The 23990-nt window shown below is 71.8% G+C and carries 24 protein-coding genes; 10 read left to right on the top strand and 14 right to left on the bottom strand.

Annotated elements, in window-relative coordinates:
* Positions 1–70: 70 nt before the first annotated feature.
* From ACTWQI_RS12200 to ACTWQI_RS12185, 4 genes are all read right to left on the bottom strand, one after another.
* A complete protein-coding gene (locus ACTWQI_RS12200; RefSeq protein ID WP_443269842.1) occupies positions 71–1246 on the bottom strand; it encodes a glycoside hydrolase family 88/105 protein in 1176 nt (391 codons plus the stop codon).
* 137 nt (positions 1247–1383) lie between these two features.
* Positions 1384–2142: a polysaccharide deacetylase family protein gene (locus ACTWQI_RS12195; RefSeq protein WP_443269841.1), complete on the bottom strand. Its 759-nt coding sequence runs from the start codon at positions 2140–2142 to the stop codon at positions 1384–1386.
* On the bottom strand, positions 2139–3008 hold the full coding sequence (locus tag ACTWQI_RS12190) for a DMT family transporter (protein ID WP_443269924.1): 870 nt from the start codon (positions 3006–3008) through the stop codon (positions 2139–2141). The genes ACTWQI_RS12195 and ACTWQI_RS12190 overlap by 4 nt, the downstream gene beginning before the upstream one ends.
* 59 nt (positions 3009–3067) lie before the next feature.
* Positions 3068–3853: an SDR family NAD(P)-dependent oxidoreductase gene (locus tag ACTWQI_RS12185; protein WP_443269840.1), complete on the bottom strand. Its 786-nt coding sequence runs from the start codon at positions 3851–3853 to the stop codon at positions 3068–3070.
* 182 nt (positions 3854–4035) lie between these two features.
* On the opposite strand from ACTWQI_RS12185, the gene ACTWQI_RS12180 reads away from it, so the two are divergent.
* Positions 4036–5127: an MGDG synthase family glycosyltransferase gene (locus tag ACTWQI_RS12180; protein WP_443269839.1), complete on the top strand. Its 1092-nt coding sequence runs from the start codon at positions 4036–4038 to the stop codon at positions 5125–5127.
* 144 nt (positions 5128–5271) lie between these two features.
* On the opposite strand, the gene ACTWQI_RS12175 is transcribed toward ACTWQI_RS12180, so the two are convergent.
* From ACTWQI_RS12175 to ACTWQI_RS12155, 5 genes are all read right to left on the bottom strand, one after another.
* On the bottom strand, positions 5272–7095 hold the full coding sequence (locus tag ACTWQI_RS12175; protein WP_443269838.1) for an AMP-dependent synthetase/ligase: 1824 nt from the start codon (positions 7093–7095) through the stop codon (positions 5272–5274).
* Positions 7096–7306: 211 nt separating this feature from the next.
* The gene (locus ACTWQI_RS12170; protein WP_443269836.1) at positions 7307–7708 is read right to left on the bottom strand and encodes an ATP-binding protein; all 402 of its coding nucleotides are present in this window, start codon (positions 7706–7708) and stop codon (positions 7307–7309) included.
* Between the two features lie 254 nt (positions 7709–7962).
* A complete protein-coding gene (locus tag ACTWQI_RS12165) occupies positions 7963–9135 on the bottom strand; it encodes an anhydro-N-acetylmuramic acid kinase (RefSeq protein ID WP_443269835.1) in 1173 nt (390 codons plus the stop codon).
* 27 nt (positions 9136–9162) lie between these two features.
* Positions 9163–10533, bottom strand: coding sequence for an MFS transporter (locus tag ACTWQI_RS12160; RefSeq protein WP_443269834.1), 1371 nt, complete (start codon positions 10531–10533; stop codon positions 9163–9165).
* Positions 10534–10850: 317 nt separating this feature from the next.
* Positions 10851–11171, bottom strand: coding sequence for a nuclear transport factor 2 family protein (locus ACTWQI_RS12155; protein ID WP_443269922.1), 321 nt, complete (start codon positions 11169–11171; stop codon positions 10851–10853).
* A gap of 214 nt (positions 11172–11385) precedes the next feature.
* Between ACTWQI_RS12155 and ACTWQI_RS12150 the strand changes: the two genes are divergently transcribed.
* From ACTWQI_RS12150 to ACTWQI_RS12135, 4 genes are all read left to right on the top strand, one after another.
* Complete coding sequence (locus tag ACTWQI_RS12150; protein WP_443269832.1) at positions 11386–12501, top strand: PP2C family protein-serine/threonine phosphatase; 1116 nt, start codon at positions 11386–11388, stop codon at positions 12499–12501.
* Positions 12502–12678: 177 nt separating this feature from the next.
* The gene (locus tag ACTWQI_RS12145) at positions 12679–13164 is read left to right on the top strand and encodes a redoxin family protein (RefSeq protein ID WP_443269831.1); all 486 of its coding nucleotides are present in this window, start codon (positions 12679–12681) and stop codon (positions 13162–13164) included.
* Between the two features lie 115 nt (positions 13165–13279).
* Positions 13280–14272: a dihydroxyacetone kinase subunit DhaK gene (dhaK, locus tag ACTWQI_RS12140; protein ID WP_443269830.1), complete on the top strand. Its 993-nt coding sequence runs from the start codon at positions 13280–13282 to the stop codon at positions 14270–14272.
* Between the two features lie 198 nt (positions 14273–14470).
* Complete coding sequence (locus tag ACTWQI_RS12135; protein ID WP_443269829.1) at positions 14471–14902, top strand: VOC family protein; 432 nt, start codon at positions 14471–14473, stop codon at positions 14900–14902.
* 240 nt (positions 14903–15142) lie between these two features.
* Here the strand turns inward: ACTWQI_RS12135 and ACTWQI_RS12130 are convergent, their stop codons facing one another.
* Both ACTWQI_RS12130 and ACTWQI_RS12125 read right to left on the bottom strand, forming a co-directional pair.
* Positions 15143–15358: a CsbD family protein gene (locus tag ACTWQI_RS12130; RefSeq protein WP_443269828.1), complete on the bottom strand. Its 216-nt coding sequence runs from the start codon at positions 15356–15358 to the stop codon at positions 15143–15145.
* Positions 15359–15646: 288 nt separating this feature from the next.
* On the bottom strand, positions 15647–16126 hold the full coding sequence (locus tag ACTWQI_RS12125) for an NUDIX hydrolase (protein WP_443269827.1): 480 nt from the start codon (positions 16124–16126) through the stop codon (positions 15647–15649).
* Positions 16127–16336: 210 nt separating this feature from the next.
* On the opposite strand from ACTWQI_RS12125, the gene ACTWQI_RS12120 reads away from it, so the two are divergent.
* On the top strand, positions 16337–17437 hold the full coding sequence (locus ACTWQI_RS12120) for an O-antigen ligase family protein (RefSeq protein WP_443269826.1): 1101 nt from the start codon (positions 16337–16339) through the stop codon (positions 17435–17437).
* A gap of 3 nt (positions 17438–17440) precedes the next feature.
* Here the strand turns inward: ACTWQI_RS12120 and ACTWQI_RS12115 are convergent, their stop codons facing one another.
* Both ACTWQI_RS12115 and ACTWQI_RS12110 read right to left on the bottom strand, forming a co-directional pair.
* Positions 17441–18007: a hypothetical protein gene (locus ACTWQI_RS12115; RefSeq protein WP_443269825.1), complete on the bottom strand. Its 567-nt coding sequence runs from the start codon at positions 18005–18007 to the stop codon at positions 17441–17443.
* Between the two features lie 101 nt (positions 18008–18108).
* Positions 18109–18897 (bottom strand): glutamate racemase, encoded by a 789-nt coding sequence (locus ACTWQI_RS12110; protein ID WP_443269824.1) that lies wholly within the window; start codon positions 18895–18897, stop codon positions 18109–18111.
* Positions 18898–19050: 153 nt separating this feature from the next.
* Here ACTWQI_RS12110 and ACTWQI_RS12105 point away from each other — a divergent pair, with 153 nt between their 5' ends.
* On the top strand, positions 19051–20259 hold the full coding sequence (locus tag ACTWQI_RS12105; RefSeq protein WP_443269823.1) for a glycosyltransferase: 1209 nt from the start codon (positions 19051–19053) through the stop codon (positions 20257–20259).
* 15 nt (positions 20260–20274) lie between these two features.
* Here ACTWQI_RS12105 and ACTWQI_RS12100 read toward each other — a convergent pair whose 3' ends face one another.
* Complete coding sequence (locus ACTWQI_RS12100; RefSeq protein ID WP_443269822.1) at positions 20275–21546, bottom strand: TerD family protein; 1272 nt, start codon at positions 21544–21546, stop codon at positions 20275–20277.
* A gap of 305 nt (positions 21547–21851) precedes the next feature.
* Between ACTWQI_RS12100 and ACTWQI_RS12095 the strand changes: the two genes are divergently transcribed.
* From ACTWQI_RS12095 to ACTWQI_RS12085, 3 genes are all read left to right on the top strand, one after another.
* Entirely contained in the window at positions 21852–22316 is a 465-nt protein-coding gene (locus ACTWQI_RS12095) for a DUF6643 family protein (RefSeq protein WP_443269821.1), read from the top strand.
* A 96-nt stretch (positions 22317–22412) separates the two neighbouring features.
* Positions 22413–23237: an MOSC domain-containing protein gene (locus ACTWQI_RS12090; RefSeq protein WP_443269820.1), complete on the top strand. Its 825-nt coding sequence runs from the start codon at positions 22413–22415 to the stop codon at positions 23235–23237.
* A 101-nt stretch (positions 23238–23338) separates the two neighbouring features.
* Positions 23339–23938 carry an Rv1733c family protein gene (locus ACTWQI_RS12085; protein WP_443269819.1) on the top strand — a complete coding sequence of 200 codons (600 nt, stop codon included), beginning with the start codon at positions 23339–23341 and terminating at the stop codon, positions 23936–23938.
* Positions 23939–23990 lie beyond the last annotated feature (52 nt).

Genomic DNA, 23990 nt, shown 5'->3' with positions numbered 1-23990 from the left:
GGACGGTGACAGGTCGCGCCCCCGCGGGATTCCCCCCGCCGCGGGGGCGCGACCTTCATGTCCGCCTGCGTCAGTACGCGAGCTGCTCGTTCATGAGCAGGAAGGCACCCAGGCCATGGAGGTCGTTCACATTGCGCTTACGACCGTAGTAGTGAGCCAGATTCCCCACATTGGTGCCCTCGCAGATGTCGCTGATGTCGGTCAGCCCCTCGGAGTTGGTCGACACCTTCTCCAGGACGCCCTTGTAGCCCTTGCGGGCCGCGGGCAGGTACGACTCCTTGTCGATGTAGCCGCGCTCCACCGCCGCATGGAGCATCAGGGTGTACATGCTCGAGGCGGACGTCTCGGTCCAGTTGTCGGTGTCACTGCCACGGTCGACGACCTGGAACCACCGGCCGGTGCGGCGGTCCTGGTAGCGGGCGAAGCCCTTGGCGAGGTGCCGGACGGCGCCGACGAGTTCGGGGCGGCGGGGATGACCGGCGGGGAGCAGGTCGAGCACCTCGATGAGCGTCATCGCGTACCAGCCGATGGCACGGGCCCAGTGGTATGCCGACGTGCCCGACTCGGGATTGGGCTTCCACGGCGCGTCCCGGCCCTCGTCGTACGCGTGGTAAAGGAGCCCGTTGTCCGCTTTGAGATGGCGGAAGTAGACGCTGAGGTTCTTGGTGACCTCCTCGAAGGCGTAGGCCTCGTCACCGTAGGCGGTCCCGTAACGGAGCAGGAACGGCTGGGCCATGAAGACGCCATCGGCCCAGAGCTCGCCCTGCCTGCTGGTGGCGTGCCACATGCCGCCGTCGGAGGTGCGCGGATAGCTGGTGATCCGGGTGCGGATCTGGTCGGCGGCCTTGCGGTACCGCACGTCACCGGTCTCCCGGTGGAGGATCAGCAGCAGATTGCCGGGCTGCATCGCGTCGACGTTGTTGAAGCTGTGGCTGACGTGGCCGTTGGCGTCGACGAAGTTGTCGACCCAGCGCTTGATGTAGGCCAGGTAGGCGGGGTCCTTGACGCGCTGGTGGACCCGGTAGGTGGCGTAGAGGAACAGCCCTCGGGTGTATCCCCAGTTGCCGAGGGTCTTGGGATCGGGGTGGCGGGTCATGGTCGAGTCCACGACGGCCTTGGACAGGTCGGCGCGGTGGCGGGCGGCGGCCTGCCCGGCAGCCGGTGCGGCGGACGAGGTGCCCCCGGATATGAGGAGGCCCCCCGTGAGCCCGAGGGTGCCGGCGAGTACGGTCCTGCGTCTGATCACCGATTCTTCTCCTATCATGCGCATGCCAAGCTCCGACCTATTCTCCTCCTCAGCAGGAGGCGAGTCCATATTGAGGGCACTAGTCCCTTCAGAGCTCGGATGTATGTCCTCAGAGTCCTCCCCTGGAGGCGGGGGCGTCAGTCCGCGGGCAGTCCGTGGTCGGCGAGCCGTCCGACCCTCAGGCTGCGGGCCCGGCACGCCGTGACCAGATGAGGAAGTGCTCCCAGCGACGCCCGCCAGGAGTCCGGCGCGCTCGTACTGTCGGAGTCGTGCAGCAGCACGGTCACGCCACCCCGTAGCCGCTTCTCCACCTCGGCCAGAACGGTGTCGGGGCGGGCCTGCTCGGTCCAGTCCCGGCCCCAGGCGGACCACAGCACCGGCCTGAGTCCGGCGCGCCGCGCCGCTGCCCAGCGGCCTCCGGTGAGGACCCCGTAGGCGGGCCGGTACCACACCGGGGGTTCACCGGCGATGCGGGAGACGGTGTCCGTGGCGCGCGCCAGGTCCTGTGCGTCGCGCCGGGGTCTGGGGTACCAGGGGCGTTCATGGGCCCAGCCGTGTACCGCGAGTTCATGTCCTCCGGCCACGATGCGTCGTCCGATGTCGGGATAGCGCTCCAGCCGATTCCCGAGCACGAAGAAGGTGGCCCGTACGGAGAGCGTGTCCAGTGACCGGAGGAAGTGCGGTGTGCTCCGGGGATCGGGGCCGTCGTCGAAGGTGAGCGCGACATGGCCCGGGTCGCCCCGCCCGTCCAGCGTGGCACCGAGAGCTCCACGGACAGCCGGCAGCCAGGTGACCGCAGGACCGATGTGCCAACCGGCCGCCGCGAGGACCGCGCCGGCGGCGACCCGGCGGGCCCGCCGGGGGCGACCGGCCTCGAGGTCCTGACGGACGTTCACCACGTCTCCTCCCCTTCACTGCCCGAGATCAAGGGCGACCTGGCAAGCTGCACGCTCCCGAAGACCAGCAGGGCCATGGCCACCACTTCGGGGATCACACGCGCGCCGAGCGCGATGCTCTCGTCGAAGAGCACGGCACCGAGGACGACGCTGAGCAGGGAGTCGCCGAGCGTGAGGGCCGGCTGCGAGGCCACGAGCGTGCCGGCCCGCAAGGTCACCTGCAGCAGCAGGAAGGCGCCCAGCCCGACACCCAGGGCCGTATACGTCTGCCACGCCGTCAGCAGCGCTCCGATTCCGCCGGAGAGCCGGGCGATGGCGTCCTTCATCAGCGCCGCCGTGCAGGAGAAGCCGATCGCGGTCGCCGTGCCGAGAACCGCGGCCCGCGGAGCGGACGGCAGGCGGGGGGAGACGGCGACCAGCATGAGTACCACCGCGGACACCGCCACCGCGGTCCACAGCCATCGGCCCCCGATCACCGTCGAACTGCCGCCCGACGGCTCGGCCAGGGCCAGGAAGGCGGCCAGTCCGACGGCCATGGCGACGAACGCCCAGCGCGTGCGCGCGTCCGGTCGGCGGCGGAAGACCACGCCGCCCACCACCAGGGTGAACAGCAGCTCCGTGGTCATCACCGGCTGGACCACGGACAGCCGCCCCGCCCCCAGGGCCGCCGCCTGGCACACCCCGGACACGGCGAGCAGGCCCGCTCCCCACAGCCATACGGGGCGGTGGACGAGCCGGACGAGCCAGGAGAGGCCCGCGGCGGAGGAGCCGGACGGCTCGTCGGCGGCCGCCCGGCGCTGCAGCACGGACGCCCCGGCGTTGCCGAGCGCGGCGAGCAGCGCCAGGACGATCGAGAGCGCGGTCAGCACGCCGTCAACCTCGTTCCGTCCGTCCGGTCCTCGGTCCCGGTTCCCGTCCCCGGCGCTCAGCCGAAGCGTTTCGCCAGGGTGCGGAAGATCCCCGGCGCCATCCCGTGCACCCGCGCGGGAAGGCCGAGCCACGCGGGGACGAAGAGGTCCTCCCGCCCCCCGGCGAGTGCCCGCGAGACGGCGTCGGCCACCCGGCTCGGAGGCACCGGGCGCGGCCTGTCGCGGTGGTACGGGACGCCCCTCCGGCTGAAGAACTGGGTGTCCACCGCGCCGGGCATCACCATGGACACCCGGATCTTCGTACCGCCGAGCTCATAGCGCAGGCTGTCCGCGAAGGCCATGAGTCCCCCCTTCGTCGCCGCGTACACCGCCTCGTCGCGCACGCCCACGCACCCGGCCATCGAGCCGATCAGCACCACCCGGCCGGTACCCCGGGACACCATTCCGGGCAGGAACAGCCGGACCAGATGCAGCACCGCCGACAGGTTGACCGCCAGCAGCCGGTCGATGGCCTCGGCCGGCATCCCCACGAAGGGGCCGGCCCAGCCGATTCCGGCCGCGGCGACCAGCGCGTCGACGCGGCCGCCGCGTTCCAGCGCCTGTTCGGCCAGTCGCTCGCGGCTGCGGCGGTCGGCGACATCGGCCGGAAGAGCGGTGCCCCCGGTGCTCTTCGCGACCGTCTCCAGACGGCCCTGGTCACGCCCGTTGAGCAGGAGCTGCCAGCCGCCTTCGGCGGCGAGCCGCTGGGCGACCGCCGTCCCGATGCCGGAGGACGCGCCGGTGATCAGGGCGATCGGTCGTACCGCGCCGAACCCGGGCCCGCGCCGGGACGTATCGGGCATCGTCGATCCTCCGGGTGCTGGGAAGCCTGGCCCTCCCAGCATCCGCGGTACGCGGCCGGGGCGCCCGTTCACCGCTGCGCGGCGATCCCCCCTTCCACCCGAACAGGTCGATTCGGCGGCCGTCCGCCGCGGGATGGAGCCCTTCGGCACGCCCCTCGATCCCCCTCGACCCCGGGAGCCGCATGGAACGGCGATTCGTGGTGCTCGGCGCGAGCATGGGCGCCGGCCATGACGCGGTGGCCGGCGAACTCGCCCGCCGACTGCGGAACCAGGGTCACGACGTACTCCTGCAGGACACGCTGGCACTGCTGCCCCCCGGGGCCGGGCCCGCCCTGCGCGCCTTCTACCGGGCGTCGGTGCGGTACGTGCCGCAGCTCTACGCGGCGATCTACGCGACGTTCCTATCGCCCGGTACGGGTCCGCGGCCCGGCACGTCCCCGCTGGCGGCCCTGGCGGAACGCCGGCTGATCGAGATCGTGGACCGGTGGCGCCCCGACGCCGTGGTCTCCACCTTCCACCTGGCAGCACAGATCACCGGGCGGCTGCGCATGCGCCGGGCGATGAGCGTGCCCAGTGTGGTCTTCGTCCTCGACTTCGCCGTGCACCGCGGGTGGCTGCACCCCGGGAACGACCTGCATCTGTGTGTCACCGAAGCTGCGGCCGAGGCCGCACGTGCGGGCACCGGACGGCCCGCGCAGGCGCCCGGGCCGGTGGTCCCCCCGCAGTTCCCCGCGCCGCAGTCGGCGCCCGACGGGTGGCGTGCCGTCCTCGCGGACCACGGGCCGGACCGCCCGTCCGTACTGCTCTCCGCCGGGGCGTGGGGAGTGGGCCCGGGGTTGCGGGACACGGCCGGGTCACTGTCGCGCCACGGCTGTCTCCCCGTACTGCTCTGCGGGCGGGACGAACGGCTGCGGCGCAGGGCGTCCCGACTGCCCGGGGTCCTCGCGCTGGGCTGGGTCGAGGACATGCCGGGCCTGATGGCGGCGGCCCGGGTCCTGATCGACAACGCGGCCGGGCAGACCGCGGTGCAGGCGCTCGCCGCGGGCCTCCCCGTCGTCGGCTACCGTCCGATTCCCGGCCACGGCCGCGAAGGCGTACGGCAGATGGCCGCGGCGGGCCTCTCCGCCTATGCGGCCGACCTCGGAGAGCTGCTGATGACGGTCGACCGGCTGGTCCGGCCGGGGCTGGCGCGGGAGCGGCGGATCGCCCTGGGCCGGTCGGCCTTCCGAGCGGACGCCGCACAGTTCATCACCGACCTGGTCGGCGTGGCGTGAACCGGCGGCACCTGTGACGCCGTGTCCCTGCGGCTGATCCTGCGGCCTGCCACCGGACGCCGCCCGGTGCTCCCCAGCCGAAGCACGACGGCCGGGCGCTGCTCGCCCCACCCGTGCGACCTGAGACGGGCGCGGCCGTCGGCGTCAGTCTCGGTACAGCGCGTCGATCTCCTCGGCGTACCTCTCCTCAATCCGGCGGCGCCGAAGCTTGCGGGAGGGCGTGACCAGGCCGGCCTCCTCACTGAACGGCTTGGCCAGGATGCGGAACGCCCGGATCGACTCCGCCTTCGACACCTGGGTGTTGGCGGCCGACACCGCCCTGCGGACCTCGGCTGCGAGATCGGGGTCGCCCACCGGGTCCGCGGCATCGAGCGGCGGCTTGCCCCGAAGCTCCAACCAGGTGGCCAGGGCGTCGAGGTCGAGCGTCACCAGCGCGGTCACGTACGGCCGGTCGTTCCCGACGACGAGGCACTGCTCGATCAGCGGGTGCTCGCGAACCTGCTCCTCCAGGAGCGCGGGCGAGAGGTTCTTGCCGCTGGCGGTGACGATGAGTTCCTTCTTGCGGCCGGTGATCGTGAGGTAGCCGTCCTCGTCGAGGGAGCCGAGATCCCCGGTGGCGAGCCAGCCGTCCTGCAGTACCTCCGCTGTGGCCTCGGGATCGCCCAGGTAACCGGAGAAGACCGTTGCTCCGCGCAGCATGATCTCGCCCTCGTCGGTGAGGCGCACGGTGGTGCCGGGGACCGGGTGGCCCACCGTGCCGAACCGGACCCGTCCGGGCGGGTTGGCGGTGGCCGCCGCCGTGGCCTCCGTCAGACCGTAGCCCTCGTAGATCGTCACGCCTGCCCCGTCGAAGAACAGACCGAGTCGCCGCCCCATCGTCGAGCCGCCGCTCACGGCGGTGCGGACCTTGCCCCCCATCGCCACACGGAGCTTGCTGTAGACGACCTTGTCGAAGAACCGGTGCTGGAGGCGCAGCGCCAGGCCGGGGGCGTGCCCGGTGCCGAACGCGTGCCGCTCCCGCGCCTCGGCGTAACGCACTGCGACGTCGACGGACTTGTCGAAGGCCGCGAGGTTGCCGGCCCGTTCGGCTTTGTTCCGGGCGGCGGTGAAGATCTTCTCGAAGACGTAGGGGACGGCGAGGACGAACGTGGGGCGGAACGCCGCCAGGTCGGGCAGCAGTGCGGCCGCCGACATCTCGGGCTGATGTCCGAGTCGGCCGCCGGCCCTGATCGCGGCGACTTCGACCATCCGGCCGAAGACATGGGACAGGGGAAGGAAGAGCAAGGTGGACGGCTGGCCGTCGGCCGCGGGCGCGAAGATCGGGCGCCACCGCGCGATGAGGTTGTCGCACACGGCCATGAAGTTGGCGTGGGTGAGCACACACCCCCGAGGGCGTCCGGTCGTGCCGGAGGTGTAGATCACGGTGGCGACGGAGCCCGGAGTGACCGCCAGCCGGTGCCGGTGCACGACATCGTCCGTGAGCTGCTCACCGTCGGCGACCAGTTCGTCGACGGCGCCGACGTCCAGCTGCCATACGCTGCGCAGCGCGGGGAGCCGGTCGATCGCCGTGCCGAGCGTCATCGCCTGCTCCTCGTGCTCGATCACGCAGCCCACGGCGCCGGTGTCGTGCAGAATCCAGGCGACCTGCTCGGAGGACGCAGTGGGATAGATCGGCACCGGCTGCGCCCCGATGGTCCACAGTGCGAAGTCGAACAGCGTCCACTCGTAGCGGGTGCGGGACATGATCGCCACGCGGTCACCGAAGCGGATGCCCTGTGCCAGCAGTCCCTTGGCCAGGGCCACCACCTCGTCGCGGAACTCGGCGGCCGATACGTCCCGCCACTGGCCGTCCACCTTGCGTCCCAGTTGTGCCCGCTCCGGCTGCTGCGCAGCATTGTCGAACACGGCGTCGGCGAGGCCGCCGACATGGGGAGCGGTGACGAGGGCAGGCTGGGAGGACTCGCGCACGCGGTGTTCCTCAGGGGCTACGGGGAGCGAGGACGTGGGTGGAGGCTAGCGCGCCGACCTGCGGCGGGAAAGGTCTTCCCACGAGTTGCACGAGTGGTGGTCAGACGCCCGGGGCGGGACACCCTGCGCCGATGACGCCAGACTTCCGGCCCCGGGACATTCGATGGCTGTTACATGCTTCGCGTGTATCGTCGACGGCGTCTCCCTCCTGTCAGACGGCCCGGCCCTCATCGGAACCGGTGCAGATGTGCAGTTCGCACCACACCACCTTCCCTTCCGGTGTCCAGTGGCTCCCCCAGCAGCGCGACAGCAGATTCATCAGGTGCAGCCCCCGACCTCCTTCATCGCTCTCGTCGGCCGGGCAGACGCGAGGCGGAGCCGGGCTCGCGTCCTCGACCTCGCAGCGCAGCGTGCCCCGTAGGGCGGAGCGGGAGAGGGTGAGCCGGATCGGGCCCCACGCGTGGCGCAGCGCGTTGGTGACCAGCTCGCTGACCAGGAGCTGGGTGTCGCCGATGGCATCCTCGAGTTCCCAGTCGGACAGCTGGGAGCGAGTGAGTCGCCGCGCTTCGGGGACCGAGGACGGTTCGGGGTCCAGCAGCCAGGTCGCTTTCATGGGGGCTCTGTGCGCGGGCATGTCGTAGCCGGCCGGGCTCCGCGGGACTCCCACGGGCGCGGGGAGGGTGGCTGTGAACGGCTTCATAGTCGTGTCGGACCTTGGGGCTCTCCGCCTGCTGCGACGGAATTCCAATGAGGTTTCCAGACTCCTGCGGCCGCCACTGACTGGGCAGGGGAGAAACCCCCGTATCACTACCTGGATCCCCGCGCCCCGGCTCCCCCCGAGCGCGAACCGCTGCTGTTCGTCGTGGTTCAGCGTGGCGAGATCTCGAGTCGGAAGAGTGCTCTCTCCCGAGGCTCGGGCAGACGCAGACCGCGAGAGCCCGGGGTGATCGACCCCAGGATGCTGGGATGGCGGGCGCCGGTGCACGCCGGGACCGTGCCGGCCAGTCCGTGGACGGTCAGCCACCCCAGGACGGCGAAGGCATAGGCCTCCTTGGCCGCGGACGGCAGGCCGAGCTCGTCGGAGCACCGCAGCGGGATGCCCCGCAGTGCCGTGCGCAGCATGGTCATCAGGGTGGGGTTGCGGGTTCCGCCGCCCGAGACGATGACCTCGGTCGCCTGGACGGACCGCACCGCGTCGGCGACGGTCCTGGCCGTGAGCTGGGTGACGGTGGCGACGACGTCCTCGGGCGGCAGCGGGCCGCGACCGCCGAGAGCGGCCCGGAGATAGGGCAGGTGGAACAGCTCCTTCCCGGTCGTCTTGGGAGGCGGCTCGGCGTAGTACGGCTCGTCCAGGAGCTGCCGCAGCAGCGGTGCGTCGACGCTCCCTCGGGCCGCCAGCGCCCCGTCCGCGTCGTAGTCCATCCGGCCGTCGGACAGATCGCGTACCGCCGCGTCGATCAGGGCATTGGCGGGGCCGGTGTCGAAGGCGACGGGCTCACGCCTCCCCGAGGCGACGGTGATGTTGGCGATGCCGCCCAGGTTCAGGGCGACGGGGACGCCGGGGCGGCCGCGCAGCCACATCACGTCGACGATGCTCACGAGAGGCGCCCCCTGGCCTCCGGCGGCGACGTCACGGGTACGCAGGTCGGACACCACCGGGCAGCCGGTGGCTTCGGCGATCCATGCCGGCTGTCCGATCTGCAGGGTCCCGTGCACCCGGCCGTTCTCGGTCCAGTGATGGACGGTCTGCCCGTGCGAGGTGATCAGGTCGGCGCGGTCGGCGCACAGCTCCCGGTTGGCTCGGACGGCGACGGCGGCGAACGCCTGGCCCACGCGCGTGTCGAGCCGGCAGACGTCCTTCATGGTGGTGGTCGCCGGTGGCAGCGCCGCGGTCAGCGCCGCGCGCAGCTCGCCGGACCAGGTCTCGCTCACCAGCCCCAACGGAGTCAGCACGAGACTGTCCCCATCGAGTGTGAGGTCGGCGGCCGCGGCGTCGATCGCGTCGTGGGACGTGCCCGACATCAGCCCGATCACCCGCATCGTTCGTTCTCCTGGTTCGCCGGTGGGTCAGTCGCGCAGTCGGTGCCGGTGGTCGTCACCGCGCAGGGTGAGCAGCGCCGGCAGGCTGACCACACAGGTCACGACCGCGTAGTAGGCGGGAATGTCGACGTCATGGGTGCGCTTGATCATCTCCGTGATGATGAGTCCGGCGGAACCGGAGAAGACGGCGTTGGACAGCGAGTAGGCCAGGCCGAGACCGGTATAGCGGGCACCGGTCGGGAACATCTCGGCGAGCATCGCCGGGCCGGGGCCCGCCATCAGCCCGACGAGGGCGCCGGCCGTGGTCACGGCCAGACCTTTGGTGAGGATCGATGCCCCCGGATCCTGCACCAGGTTCAGGAGCGGGAACGCGAGTACGGCCACCAGCGCCGTTCCGGCCACCATGACCGCGCGCCGGCCGAGGCGGTCGCTCAGCATGCCCGCCGGGATGATGGCGGCGGCGAAGCCCAGGTTGGCCAGGACGGTGGCGACCAGCGCCTGCGACAAGGTCGCGTTCAGCGTGCTCTGCAGGTAGGAGGGCATCACGACCAGGAAGGTGTAGCCCGCTGCGGACCAGCCCATGATCCGCCCGGCACCCAGCGCGACCGCCTTCACCACGTCGGCCGTACGGGGCCTGCCGGGCTGGACGGTCTCCTGACCGATGCGCCCGTCGGCAGGATCCTCCCGGGCCTGCCGCGCCTGCTGGAACGAGGGGGTCTCCTCCAGCCTGAGCCGCAGCCACAGGGCGGCGAGCCCCAGAGGCAGCGTCAGGAGGAACGGCACCCGCCAGCCCCACGCGTGGAGATCGTCCCCGGTCAGCGCGGTGGCCAGCAGTGCTGCCATACCCGCGCCCGCGAGCAGGCCCAGCGCCACGGTGAAGGACTGCCACGACCCGTACAGGCCACGCCTGCCCTGCGGGGCGAACTCGGTCATGATCGACACGGCACCGCCGAACTCGCCTCCGGCCGAAAGGCCTTGCAGCACCCGCAGGAACGTCAGCAGCCACGGAGCGGCCGGCCCCAGCGTGGCGTACGAGGGCAGCAGACCGATCATGGTCGTGGCCCCGGTCATCAGCAGGATCACGAGGATCAGCGTGGGGCGCCGGCCGATCCGGTCGCCCACGTGCCCGAAGAGCGCGGCTCCGACGGGGCGGAAGAAGAATGCCAGCGCGAACGAGGCGTACGTCTTGATGAGCCCCTCGACGTCGCTTCCGCCGACGGGGGTGAAGAAGTTCGCGGCGATGATCGTCGCGAAGTAGCCGTAGACGCCGAACTCGTACCACTCGATGAAGTTGCCGACCGAGCCCGCAGCCAGCGCTCGGCGCGATCGTGGTAACCCGGCGGTCTGCCGGGTGGGGGACCGCTCAGGATCACGGAGGCCGTGCGGATGGTCGGACATGGGACCCACCCCCTCGCTCTCGGTCCACGGTCGTCGCCATCCGGCTCGCCGCGCTGCCTGGGTCAGGCTTCCCCGCACGGCGGCACCTGCACCCGGCGTGGCGCGCGATGCATCGATCGGGCCACGCAGGGGCGATCCGGCCCTTCCCCTCAGCCGCCCGCCTGTGATGTTGTTGAAGTGGCACCGAGGGCGATACAGACGCGGAGAAGCGGATCAAAAGCCGTGCACCGCGCAATCCGGGCCCGCGAGAAGTGGGCGGCCCTCGGCGCCGCTTGCGGCCCGAGCCGCGGTCCCGGCACACCGTGGGCGTTCGAGGGTCAGGCCTGCCCGGTGTCGAAGCGGCTCACCCTTGCGTGGGCGACCGTGAACCGCCAGGCGGTCCGCATCTCGCCCCAGGTGTCGTTGCGGTACCGGACGATCAGCGACAGCCCGTCGGCCGACTGGGATTCGACCTCCATATGGCCGTGGGAGGAGAAGATCTCCCGGTCGGCCCACTGATCCAGGTTCCGGTCGGAGCCGTCGTCGGACATCGTCGCGCCGGGCATGAGCGCGGCCCGGAACGCCGCCCGGTCACCGGCGTTGATGGCGTCGACGAAGGAGCGTACGGCCGGGTTGGACAGCTCGTCCGTGGGGATCATCGGCGTCTTCATCTCCGGTGCGTGGTTCGTCGGGGCAGAGGTGTCTTTCGAGCCGATCCTCAGTCCGGCCTCCGGGCGCGGCAACCCGGGCGGCCGCCCCGCCTCACTTGTTCGGCCCGCCCCGCCCGTACGCGGACGGGCGAACTCGGCTGGCAGGGCCCGGCGGGCCCGAGGATTCTGGGGGCGACGGTCCGAAGCAGGCGGGAGCGCATCCGTGCGGACACCGAGCGAGCGAGGACCCGCTGCCAGGCTCGGCAACGTGCGCCTCGTCCGGCTGCTGCCCGCCGTGCTGCTCACCGGCGGCGTCCTCCTGGACTACTTCACCCCGCCCGAGATCAGTGGCGAGGCCTTCTACTCGGCGGCGCCGATGGCGGCCGCCCCGTTTCTTTCGCTGCGCTGGACCGTCCTGGTGGGGATCGGGGCCTGCCTCGCCGACACCGCCCTCCTCGCGCATTTCGGCTACCTGGGCGAGGGCGGCGGGAACAGCGAGTTGGGGGCGGTCGCCACCGTCTCCGGTATCGCCGTCGTCATCAACCGCATCCTGTACCGCAGCGATGTGCGGCTGCGGTCCGCACGCACCATCGCCCACGCCATGCAGCGCGCGGTCCTGCCCCGTCCCCCGGCCCGTATCGGGTGCCTGCTCATCGGCGCACGCTACGAAGCGGCCCACGCGGATGCCCGGGTCGGCGGGGATCTGTATGCCGTCCAGAACACGCCCTACGGTGTGCGCTGCCTGGTCGGCGACGTGCGCGGCAAAGGACTGGAGGCCGTCGAGGTGGTGAACGTCGTGCTGGGCGCGTTCCGTGTGGCCGCCGCCGAAGAGCCGACGGCGGCGGACGTCGCGGCACGGCTGGATCGGGCCCTGACCCGTGACATCGAGCAGCGTTCCGGCGTCGAAGCGCTCGAAAGCTTCATCACTGCCGTGCTGGCCGAGTTCACGCCCGCCGGGGACGAAGTGCGGCTGGTCAACCGCGGTCACCCCGCTCCTCTGCTGCTGTCCGCCGCAACGGTGCGCACCGTGGAGCCCGCCGACCACGGCCTGCCGCTGGGCCTGTCCGGCTTGGGCCCCGCCGCGGGCTCCATGGACACCGTGCGGTTCCCGGACGGGGCGACGCTTCTGCTGTGCACCGACGGCGTGACCGAGGCGCGAGACCGCGCGGGGACCTTCTACGACCCTGCCGCCCGGCTCGCGGGACGGTGCTACCAGGAGCCGGAAGCGCTGCTGGACTCGCTGCTCGCCGATGTGAACGCACACACCGGTGGGCGGAGCACCGATGACCTGGCGCTCCTCGCGGTCACGCGCACTGCCGGTCTCCCAGAGGTGAACTGAGTCCTCGGGCCCCGGAACACGTACCCATGTGATGAGCAGTCGGGCGCGGTTGGGGGCACCACCCTGGGGGCACGCGCCCAGCTGACGCTGGGTGGGGGTGCCCCCACCCAGCGTCAGCTGGGGGAGGCCGTATCCGCCACTGCTGTGACGTCCGGTTCCCTGCCCGAGGAGTCCTGCATGCGCGCCCGTGTTCTCGCCTCAGTCCTGCTGGCCGCCGCGCTGGCGCTCGCCGGATGCGGCACGGACGGCGGCGGAAAGCCGCAGACCCTGCAGTTCACCGGCACCACGCTCGACGGGAAGCGCTTCGACGGAGCGACACTCGCGGGGAAGCCGACGGTGCTCTGGTTCTGGGCGCCGTGGTGCGGGACGTGCCGCGGCCAGGCGCCGCAGACGGCGAAGCTCGCCAAGGAGTACAAGGGGAGGGTCCAGGTCGTCGGCGTGGCCGGACTGGACAGGACCGCCGCGATGCGCGACTTCGTCTCCGCCACGAAGGTCGGCGGATTCCCGCACCTGGGCGATATGGAGGGCGGCATCTGGAAGAAGTTCGAGATCACGCAGCAGAGTTCCTACGTCCTGCTCGACGAGAAGGGCAGGACCGTGCACAGCGGAACCCCCTCGGGTCCGGGGGAGCTCGATCGGCGCATCGCCGAACTCGCCGGCTGAGGCGCTCGTCGCCACGACTTCTCGCAAAGCGCCGACGGCAGAAGGTGACCCGTTCGGTTCCGCTGGCGATACTGACTGTGTCCCGCTGTATCAGCGTGCTCACACGGAGGTACCGATGAAGATGCTGATCAATGTGCCCGAGACCGTGGTCGCGGATGGGCTGCGCGGCGTCGCCGCCGCTCATCCCGAGCTCACTGTCGACGTCGAGGGCCGGGTGATCGTACGGCGGGATGCGCCGGTCGCGGACAAGGTCGGCCTGGTCTCCGGCGGCGGGTCGGGGCACGAGCCGCTGCACGGCGGGTTCGTGGGACCGGGGATGCTCGACGCCGCCTGTCCCGGGGAGGTCTTCACCTCACCCGTGCCCGACCAGATGGCGCGTGCTGCGGCGGCGGTGGACAGCCGAAAGGGCGTCCTGTTCATCGTGAAGAACTACACGGGCGACGTGCTGAACTTCAACATGGCGGCGGAGCTCGCCGAGGACGAGGGCATTCAGGTCGCCAGTGTGCTGGTCAACGACGACGTGGCCGTGACGGACAGCCTCTACACGGCCGGTCGTCGCGGCACCGGCGCGACGCTGTTCGTGGAGAAGATCGCGGGCGCGGCGGCCGAGGAGGGCGCGCCGCTGGAGCGGGTCGAGTCCATCGCCCGGAAGGTCAACGAATCCTCGCGCAGCTTCGGCGTGGCGCTCAGCGCCTGCACCACCCCGGCCAAGGGCAGTCCCACCTTCGAGTTGCCGCCCGGCGAACTGGAGTTGGGCATCGGCATCCACGGCGAGCCGGGGCGCGAGCGGCGCGCCATGATGACCTCGGGTGAGATCGCGGACTTCGCGGTCGACGCCGTCCTGGACGACCTGCGCCCGGAGTCCCCGGTGATCGTTCTGGTCAACGGCATGGGCGCGACGCCACTGCTGGAGCTGTACGGCTTCAACGCCGAAGTGCACCGGGTGCTCGGCGAGCGCGGGGTCAGTGTCGCCCGTACGCTCGTGGGCAACTACGTCACCTCGCTCGACATGGCCGGCTGTTCGGTGACGGTGTGTCAGGTCGACGAGGAGCTGCTGCGGCTCTGGGACGCCCCGGTGGCCACGGCCGCACTGCGCTGGGGGCGCTGAGCCCGAGGAGGACGGATGCGGCGGCCGGTCCCGTCCCCTTCACGAGTTCGGGGCAGCCTTCACACGTTCGAGGGAGCAGGGAAGCGGAGAGATCGGACTGTCACACCCGGCACCTACTCTGTCACCGGTTCACCATGCGATCAGCGAGAAGACCGCACGTGACATGCCACCCTCGCGTACCACGGGAACGGTGATGAGATGAGCTCCCCGAACGTGACCAGCTTCTACCCGGTGATCTGCAGCGAGCACGTCGCCGAGTCCATGGAGTTCTACACAACGCTGTTCGGCTTCGAGAAGACCTTCGAATCGGACTGGTACGTGAGTCTGCGCCGCAGGGAGGCACCGCATTACGAACTGGCCCTGCTCGACGCGGCCCATCCGACCCTGCCCGCCGGCTACCGCCGCCCGGCCCAGGGTCTGCTGCTCAATCTCGAAGTGGCCGATGTCGACGCCGAGCACGCCCGACTGGTCGACGAGGCGGGTCTGGCTCCGGTGCTGCCGCTGCGCAGCGAGGACTTCGGGCAGCGGCATTTCATGGTCTCGGACCCTGACGGCGTACTGGTCGACATCATCACCCCGATCGAACCGGCGGCGGAGTTCGCCGCCGCCTACACGAGCGCCGGGCAGTAGAAGCGCGAGCCGTGCCGAGCACGTCCGGGCCGATGGGGCCGGCCCGGACGTGCCGCGCGGCTACCAGGTCTCGAGGCCGGGCTGGGGCCCCATCGCCTTGCGATGCTCCCCCTGGGGCCACTCCCTCTGGGAGCACTCCCCCAGCTACCGCTGGATGGGGACCCCCAGCGTTAGCTGGGAGCGTGCCCCCAGGGGACCCCCGGGCGTCCTCGGACCGCGCAGCCGCACCGTTTGATGCCGTTACCGTTTGCGCCGGCCCTTGGCCTTCATGGCGTCTTTCGCCCCGGTCACTTTCTCCTTCGCCGCGTCCACGGCTTCCTTCGCCTTGCCCTTGGCCTGGTCGGCCGTGCCCTCACCGCGCAGGCGCTCGTCCCTGGTGACCTTCCCGGCCACCTCCTTGGCCTTGCCCTTCATCTGCTCGGCGGCGCCGCGTCGGCGGCCGGTCCGCTCGCTCATGGGAGTTGCCTTCCTTGTCGGATACGGACAGTTCTGTCCGCAGTCCACGCTGCCGCAGGGTCCGGGAGGCCGCACCTCGGGCGAAGCCGTCAGCGGTCCACTGCGGCGAACAGCGGGTACGGGGGCCGCCGGTTGCACGCCCGGGCAGCGGCGATGGCCGGTCCGGGCCCGGAAGCCGACCGGCCCCCTGGAGCCGCCGGCGACGCTCGAGCGGGAACTACGGGAACTTCCCCATACGGCGGCCCACTTGCCGGACGCGACCCGACCGCTATGGCCGGCGCACACACGTCACAGGTCGATGCCCGGATCGAACCACGCAGGACCGTCCGCCAGCGCCTGCTTGATCCGCGTCAGGACGAAGTCCTCCAGCTCCGGCAGACCGTCCAGCGGGAACCACGCCACGTCCAGGGACTCCTCGTCATTGACGCGGGCCTCGCCCCCGACGGCCCGGCAGCGCAGGGTGATGTCCATGAACTGGCAGCGGTCGCCGTTCGGGTACTCGATGGGGTCCAGTGCCTGGACCAGGACGACCCGTTCGGGCACGCAACACACGGCGGTCTCCTCGTAGACCTCGCGCACCGCCGTCCGGGCGGGCTGCTCCCCCGGTTCGCAGATGCCGCCGATGATGGACCACCTGCCAGTGTCCGCGCGCCGCACGAGCAGTACCCGCCCCTGGTCGTCGAAGACCGTGGCGCTGACGCCGGGGAGCCACAGGAGCTGGTGGCCGGCCGTCGCGCGCAGGGCACGGATGAAGTCGGGCGTCGCCATGCGACGAGGGTAGCGGCCGTGGAGATCTTGGCCCCGCTCCGAGCCGGTGGCCGAGCTGCCGGTCGACGCATCCGCCGCATCGTTTCTGCGCAAGAACTCCTCAGCTCACGGGATGAGCCGTTACGGTGTGGCCCGTCAGGTGCCCGTGGACGGCATCACCAGTGCCGCGCGGTGCCCGTCAGATCAATGGGGGGCGACGGGATGGCGCGGATGGCGGCAAGGCCCGCCGTACGAGATCGGCGCAGCACCGCCGATGGGATCGGCGTGCTCGTGCTCGGCTGCTGCGCGGCGTGGGCCCTGTTCACGGCCGCAGGCCACGATGCGCGCCCCGAGGGCATGTTGCTGGCACTGCTCGCGGTCGCCGCGGGATACGCCTGCGGGCGCATCGGCGGAGCCGTGCTCCCGGTCGCCGCGCCGGCCACGGCGGCGATCGCAGGCCTGGCCCTGGTGATCGCCACTCCGGACGACGTGTCGGGCGCGGCCGTCGATCCGACGCCCGGACACACTGCGGCGAGCGCCGCGCAGTTCGCCCTCGCAGCAGGAGCGGCCTGCTGTGCGGCCTGGGCAGCGCGTCCGCCCGCCGCGCGGACGTGCTTGCGGCTGCTGGCCGGGGGCATCGCAGTGGCGGCCGCCGTACTCGGCTCGGTCGCCGGATGCATCGCGGCGTCCGCCGTGCTGCTGTGCTCGCTCGCCACCGCCCGGGCGCGGCACCGTTTTCCCGCCCTCGCCGCTCTGGCGTGCGTCGCCGCCGTGATCGCCGGCGGCTCGTGGGCGGTCGCGGAAGGCGTGCTGCCGAAGGGGCTGACGGCCTCGCTGGACGGTCAGCTCACCGAGCACCGGGTACGGCTGTGGCAGGACGCAATCGGGCTGGCGGAACGACATCCGGTGACCGGCGCGGGGCCCGACCGTTTCGCGGACCTGAGCCCGACGGCGCAGGCTTTGGCGGAGGCGGACAGCACGCCGCATTCCGCGGTGCTGCAGCAGGCCGCCGAGCAGGGACTGCCCGGAGTGCTGCTACTCGGCACGGCTTTCGTCTGGGTGCTCTCCGCCCTGTGGCGCTCGCCCCGCCCGACCGAGGTCGTGCTCACGGCGGCAGCGGCGCTCACGACCGTGGCCGCACTGGCGTGCGTCGGCAACGCGCTGAGCTTTGCGCAGGTCACCGCCGGAGCGGGGATCCTGGCCGGGTTGGCTACCGCCCGGCCCTTCGCCGAGGACCCCGGGCATCCGTCCCTGACCCCGGCCACCGCGACCGCCTTGCATGAGGGCCCCGCCGATGGCGGGAGCGGAGGATGGCGCGAACCGATGGCATAGCCGTCAGGACTGCGGTGCGGCCGGCCTGGATGAGGCGATCCGGCCCAGCCGGTACCGGATGACGCGTACCGCGGCTTCGGCGTCATCGACGGTCACCGTGAACTTGCGGCCGTCACCGAGCCGTACGACCAGGCCTTCGCCCCGGCGTACGACGACGGCCGTGCCCTTCTCGGGGCGCCAGCGATAGCCCCAGCCACCCCACTCGTGGGGGGTGACGCGGGGCGCGAAGTAGGCCCCGACGACGTTCTCCAGCGGGATCCGCCGCCGCGGGAGGCCGACGTGGCCGCAGCGGACTTCGACCGCGTCCCGGTCGACCGTCACGTGGACGTGCACGAAGGCGAGCGTGCCGAAGAGGATCAGCAGCCCGACGGCGACACAGCCGATCACGGACATCAGCAGCGGGGCGAGCCCCGAGGTCCAGTCGGAGTCCACGGCGAGCTCGATCCCCAGGGCGAGGCTCGCCGCTCCGAGGGCAGCGAGCGGCCACTGCGCACGGTTGGTCGCACGCCCGGTCCAGACCTCGGGGACGGATTCGGCCGGGCCCGCGTCGTCGTCGACGTTGCCCCTCATATGAGCGAGCCTACCCGTGATCGGCGGCGATAGCAGAGGGTTGCGGCCGGCCACAGTGTGTGCATGGGGCTGTGTCCACCACGAGGGAGCGGTCTCCCGGACTAGCTGGGGGCGGGGCTCACAGCGGCGAGCGCGCGCCCCTCGACGTACGCCAGAGCCGACGCGGGGAGCGCGGCCTCACGGCCGCTGAGGATCACCGTCAATGCGTCGGTCGGCTCCGCGCCAGGCGCGGGCTCGGCACCCATCCGGCGCAGCGCCTGGGCCGCGACGGCACCGGCGGAGCCGTACAGCGCGACCCGCGGGCGCCCGGACTGCTGCACGGCCGCCTTGATGCGCTCGTCGACCAGTTCGTAGTGGGTGCATCCCAGAACGACAGCCCTGACATCCGCGGGGGTGAGGGCGGCGGCCGCGGCGACGGCGGCGTCGGTCTCCGCCTCGTCCGCCCGCTGCACGGCGTCGGCGAGCCCCGGGCACGGCACTTCGGTCGTCACCACGCCATCCGCGAAGTCCCCGATCAGACCGCGCTGGTAGGGGCTGCCCGTGGTGGCGGGCGTGGCCCAGACGGCCACCGGTCCGCCCGCCGCCGCAGCAGGCTTAATCGCCGGCACGGTCCCGATCACGGGCAGTCCCGGCTCCAGTTCGGCGCGGAGCGCGGGCAGAGCGTGCACGGAGGCGGTGTTGCAGGCGACGATCAGCGCGTCGGGGCGATGTACGGCGGCCGCCCGTGCGCAGGACAGCGCGCGGGCGGTGACATCTTCCGGAGTCCTCGGTCCCCATGGCATGCCGTCGGGGTCGGAGGAGAGAACGAGAGCGGCGTCGGGCCGCAGCCGGCGCACCGCGGCAGCGGCGGGCAGCAGCCCGATGCCGGAGTCGATGAGCGCGATCTTCACCCGGCAACCTTAGTGGATGGTCCGTCCAGGGCTGTCGCCGGGCGGACCGGTGCCAGGCCCCAGCGCAGGGCCGCCGGGTCGATGCCTGACGGCGGATCGGAAACACCTCCGCGCATCACCTGCCTCAGCGGCGCCGTCCGGCAGACTGCCGGGGTGAGCACGCTTGGCTGGATCGCGGTCGGATCGCTGGTCGCATGGCTGTGGCTGCTGCTGGGGCGTGGGTGGTTCTGGCGGGTCGATGTACGGCTCCCCCGACGGGACGACGCCGCTCAGTGGCCCGCCGTCGCCGTGATCGTGCCCGCGCGCGACGAGGCCGAGGTGCTTCCCGTGAGCCTGGCGTCGCTGCTCGCCCAGGAGTATCCCGGGCCGGCCGCGATCTTCGTCATCGACGACGGCAGCACGGACGGCACGGGTCGGCTGGCACACGAACTCGCCGCACAGGCCGGTGGTCTGCCACTGACCGTGTCCTCGCCTGGTGAGCCGGAGGCCGGGTGGACCGGGAAACTGTGGGCGCTGCGGCACGGGATCGCGCTCGCGCGCGCCCGTACCCCGCCCCCGGAGTATCTGCTCCTGACGGACGCGGACATCGCCCACGCTCCACACAGCCTCCGTGACCTGGTGAGCGCTGCCCGCACCGAGAATCTCGATCTCGTCTCGCTGATGGCGCGGCTCCGCGTGGCGACCTTCTGGGAGCGGCTGATCGTCCCGGCCTTCGTGTACTTCTTCGCGCAGTTGTATCCGTTCCGGTGGGTCAACCGGGCCGGGTCGCGGACGGCGGCCGCCGCGGGCGGGTGTGTGCTGCTGCGCGACGCGGCGGCCGAGCGGAGCCGCGTCCCCGAGAGCATCCGGCAGGCAGTGATCGACGACGTGGCGCTCGCCGGGGTGGTCAAGCGCGGCGGTGGGCGCGTCTGGCTCGGGCTCGCCGACGGGGTGCACAGCGTGCGCCCGTATCCGGGCCTGGGCACGTTGTGGCGCATGGTCTCGCGCAGCGCGTACGCGCAGCTGCGCCACAGTCCCCTGCTGCTCGCCGGAACCCTCGGGGGGCTTGCGCTGATGTATCTCGCGCCGCCGGTCACCCTGGCGGCCGGATGGCGGACCGGGGACCCTCTCGCAGCAGTGTCAGGCGCAACGGCCTGGATGGTGATGGCGGGGACGTACGTCCCGATGCTCCGCTACTACGGCCGGCAGGGGTGGACCGCGCCGCTGCTGCCGTTGACGGCCGCGCTCTATCTCGCCATGACCGTCGACTCTGCCGTGCAGCACTGTCGCGGCCGGGGTGCCGCGTGGAAGGGGCGGACATATCCGGGCCCGGCGCGCCCCGGGCGACGGGCCGGCACCGCGGAGGAAGAAGCCGGGCCATGACCGGAACACTGCGGCTCACTTGCGGCCCGGAGTCCAATTCATGCCCCAGCCGTACGCGCGGTCGACGGTGCGCTGCGGGCTGACGCCGCGCTCGGGGACCAGGAAGCGGGCTTCGCGCTGGACGACGAGCTCGCCGCCGCCCGTGTTGGTGATCAGAGCGAGGGCGCAGACCGTGGAGGGCACGGTGCACTCGTCGAGCGAGAAGTCGATCGGTGCGCCGTACTGGGGCTGGAGGGTGACGGTGGCGTTCAGGTCGGCGAAGCTGCGCGCGCCCTGGTAGATGGCGACGAAGATCAGGATCCGGCGGATGTCGTGCTTGTGGTCGAGGTTGATGGAGAGGTTCTCACCGGATGCCACGGCGCCGGTCCGGTCGTCGCCGTCCAGGTGGATGAAGGGCGGCCGGTGGAGCGATCCGAAGGCGTTGCCCAGTGCCTGGACGACACCCTTGCTGCCGTCGGTCAGCTCGAACAGCGCGCACAGGTCGAGGTCCAGGTCGGAGTGCATCGCCATGGCACGGCCGAGCTTGTTCCCCCATCCCTTGAACTGCTTGCGCACCTGCCAGTTGAGATTGACCCGCATCGTGCCCGACGTGCCGCCTTGCTTGGTCAGTGAGACCGCGGGTGCTTCCTTGGTCAGCGTGACCTTGGTGAGGCGCACCGGTGCCGGGGCTGCGGGCGGAGGCACCGGGGGCGCGGCGGCCGTTGTGGGCTGCGGTACGGGAGCCGGGGCCGGCGCGGACGGGGGTGCGGGTGCGGTGTCCGGTTCGTCCACCGAGATGCCGAAGTCGGTGGCCAGACCGGCGAGTCCCGAGCTGTAGCCCTGCCCGACCGCGCGGAACTTCCACGCTCCTTGCCGCCGGTACAGCTCGCCGAGCACGTACGCCGTCTCCACGGTGGCGTCCTCGCTGTCGAAGCGGGCCAGTTCGGACCCGTCCGCCGCATTCAGGACACGAATGTGCAGTCCGGGCACCTGCCCGAAACTGCCGCCGTCCGCCGACGCGGCGAGGACCACGGTCCGGACATCGGCTTCGATCCGGGTGAGGTTCACGGAGACGCTGTCGGTGACGGTCTCCCCCGCGCTGCGCTTGCCCTCGTGCCGTACCGCGCCGGAGGAGTGCTGCGGCTGGTTGTAGAACACGAAGTCCGCGTCGGAACGGACCTTCCCCGATTCCTGGAGCAGGAGAGCCGAGGCGTCGGCGTCGGGCACGCCGGGGCCCGCGCGCCAGCCCAGTTCCACCCGCACCTCCGATGCGGGGATCGGAACGTTCGCGCCCTTGCGCATCGTCATGCTCTCCCTCTTCGCTCGCTGCTCGTCGGCCGACCGCAACCCGGGTGCGTGGAGCCGCCTGGGGACCAACCTAGGGCCCGCCGGGCCGCGTCCGGTACCGCTCCCGCCCGCCGCCGCCCGTGCAGACCCCTCGGCCAACCCGCGGTAACCCGTCCGGAACTCGTCCTTTACAGGATCTCAACACGGCAGGAAGACCCTTTTCCCCAGGTTCGCTCACATTGGGTGGCCAGAGTCACTCCGAACACGTGAAACAACCCTCTTATCGGTCTCCCCAACCAGCACATCGTGGGCTTAACTTATGGGCTATGACCTCCCCCCGCTCCACCTATGGCGGCGGTTACTACTCCGCTCCGTCGTTCCCGGACACGCCGATCTACGACAACCTCGTTGCAGAGCGAGGCACGCCGCAGATCGCTCCCATCCGGGTGCCCTCCCCGTACGACACCGGCGGCAATCTGCCGGCGTTGCCGTCGGCGCTGCCCGCGCTCCCCGCGGGCCCCTCCTATTCGTCCCCGTCATACGGCTACCCGCAGGCGGCGCCGCAGCCCACCCCGCTGCAGCACGCCCCGGCGCCGTACATCCCTCAGCAGGCCACCGGCCCGCGCGGCTACCCAGGGCCGCAACAGCATCCGACGCCACCCGGCGGCACCCGCTACGACCAGATGCGTCCCGCCGCACCCCGGCCGCCGGCGCCCCGTCAAGCACCCGCACCCGCACCCGCGGCCTATGACGATCCGTACGGCCGCCGGTACCCGGGACGGGGGTACTGATCCGTTCTTCCAGCCCGGGTTGCGCCCAGCCCCACAGCCTCCGGCCTGGGCCGCACCCCCAGGCCGCATGACCGACCCGGCTGGCAGACTGGATCCATGCCCGAACCAGCGCTCCGTGCGGTCCATGTCCATCCGGTCAAGTCGGTGGCGGGCCATGGTCTCGACGAGGCCGTCGTGGAACCGTGGGGACTCGCAGGCGACCGCAGGTGGATGCTGGTCGGCCCGGACGGCCGCTGCATCACTCAGCGGCGGCACCCCCGGCTGGCACTGGCGGCCGCCGAGCCGCTCCCCGGAGGAGGAGTCCGGGTCACGGCACCGGGCGCCCGGCCGCTGACCGTTGAGGTCCCCGAGCCCGTCGGCACGACCCCCGTCGCCGTTTGGCGCGACAAGGTCGAGGCGGTACCGGCGGATCCGGCGGCCGGGGCGTGGTTCAGCGCGCACCTCGGCACCGAGGTGCGCCTGGTGCATCTGGACGATCCCGCGCACCGTCGGCCCGTCAACCCCAAGTACGCCCGTCCCGGCGAGACCGTCACCTTCGCCGACGGCTATCCCGTGCTGCTCACGACCACGGCGTCGCTCGACGCGCTCAACTCCCTCATCGCCCAGGGCGACCATGCCGACGAGGGGCCGCTGCCCATGAACCGCTTCCGGCCGAACGTGGTCGTGGACGGCACCGCACCGTGGGCCGAGGACGACTGGTCCCGGCTCCGGATCGGCGAGGTCCCGTTCCGGGTCGCCAAGCCGTGCAGTCGCTGTGTGATCACCACGACCGATCAGCGGACGGCGGAGCGCGGCAAGGAGCCGCTGCGCACTCTGGCGCGCCACCGGCGGTTCGGCGACGACATGCTCTTCGGTCAGAATCTGATCCCCGAAGGGACCGGCACCATCCGCCTCGGCGACCCTGTGGAGATCGTCGGGTAGCGGAACACCGGACATCCGCGTGATGCCGCTCTCTCTTCGCCCGGTTGCCCACATGTGCCCTGCCGTATGCGGTATTTAGGCACAGGGAAGGGGGCGCGACGATGCGGGCGATGACCGGGCTCATCCGATGGCGGCGGAATCCGTTGTGCCGGCGGACCGACCTCGTCGAGTCCTGGGTGGCGCTCCTCGCCGCCCTGGTCGTCGCCGTCGCAGCCCCCACCGTCGGCATCGCAGCCGGGTTCGCGGCTCAGGACGCGCTGGAGCGGATGGTGCGTGAGCAGCACCAGCAGCGACATCCGGTGACGGCGACGGTCGTTCGGCGGCTGCCGCACCCGCCCGTCGATCCCGATCCCGAGACGGCCTCCGACCGGGACACCCACCACCGCGTGGTCGCCACCTGGCCGGTCCGGGGCGGCACGCGCACCGGACCGGCGACCGCGCCACGGAACGCGGGCCCCGGTGACCGCTTCCGGGTCTGGACGGACCGCGCCGGACGCCTCGTCGCCCGCCCCATGGACCGCTCGACGGCCGACGCACACGCCGCGCTCGCGGGCCTGGGCGTCGGCGCCGCCGTCGCCGGAGCCGTGGAGGGTGCCCGCCGACTGGTCGTGTGGCGTCTCGTCCGCCGACGGTACGAGCAGTGGGACCAGGAGTGGTGGCGAGCCGGTCAGGACTGGGGCAGGACCGGCACAGGCAGCTGACCGGTCAACTCCGCTGCCTCGCGCACGCTACGGTGGAGCGCCAGAGCACAGC

The sequence above is a fragment of the Streptomyces sp. KR80 genome, from assembly GCF_052245555.1.
Lineage (GTDB): Bacteria > Actinomycetota > Actinomycetes > Streptomycetales > Streptomycetaceae > Streptomyces.
This window is presented reverse-complemented; position numbering and strand designations above follow the sequence as displayed.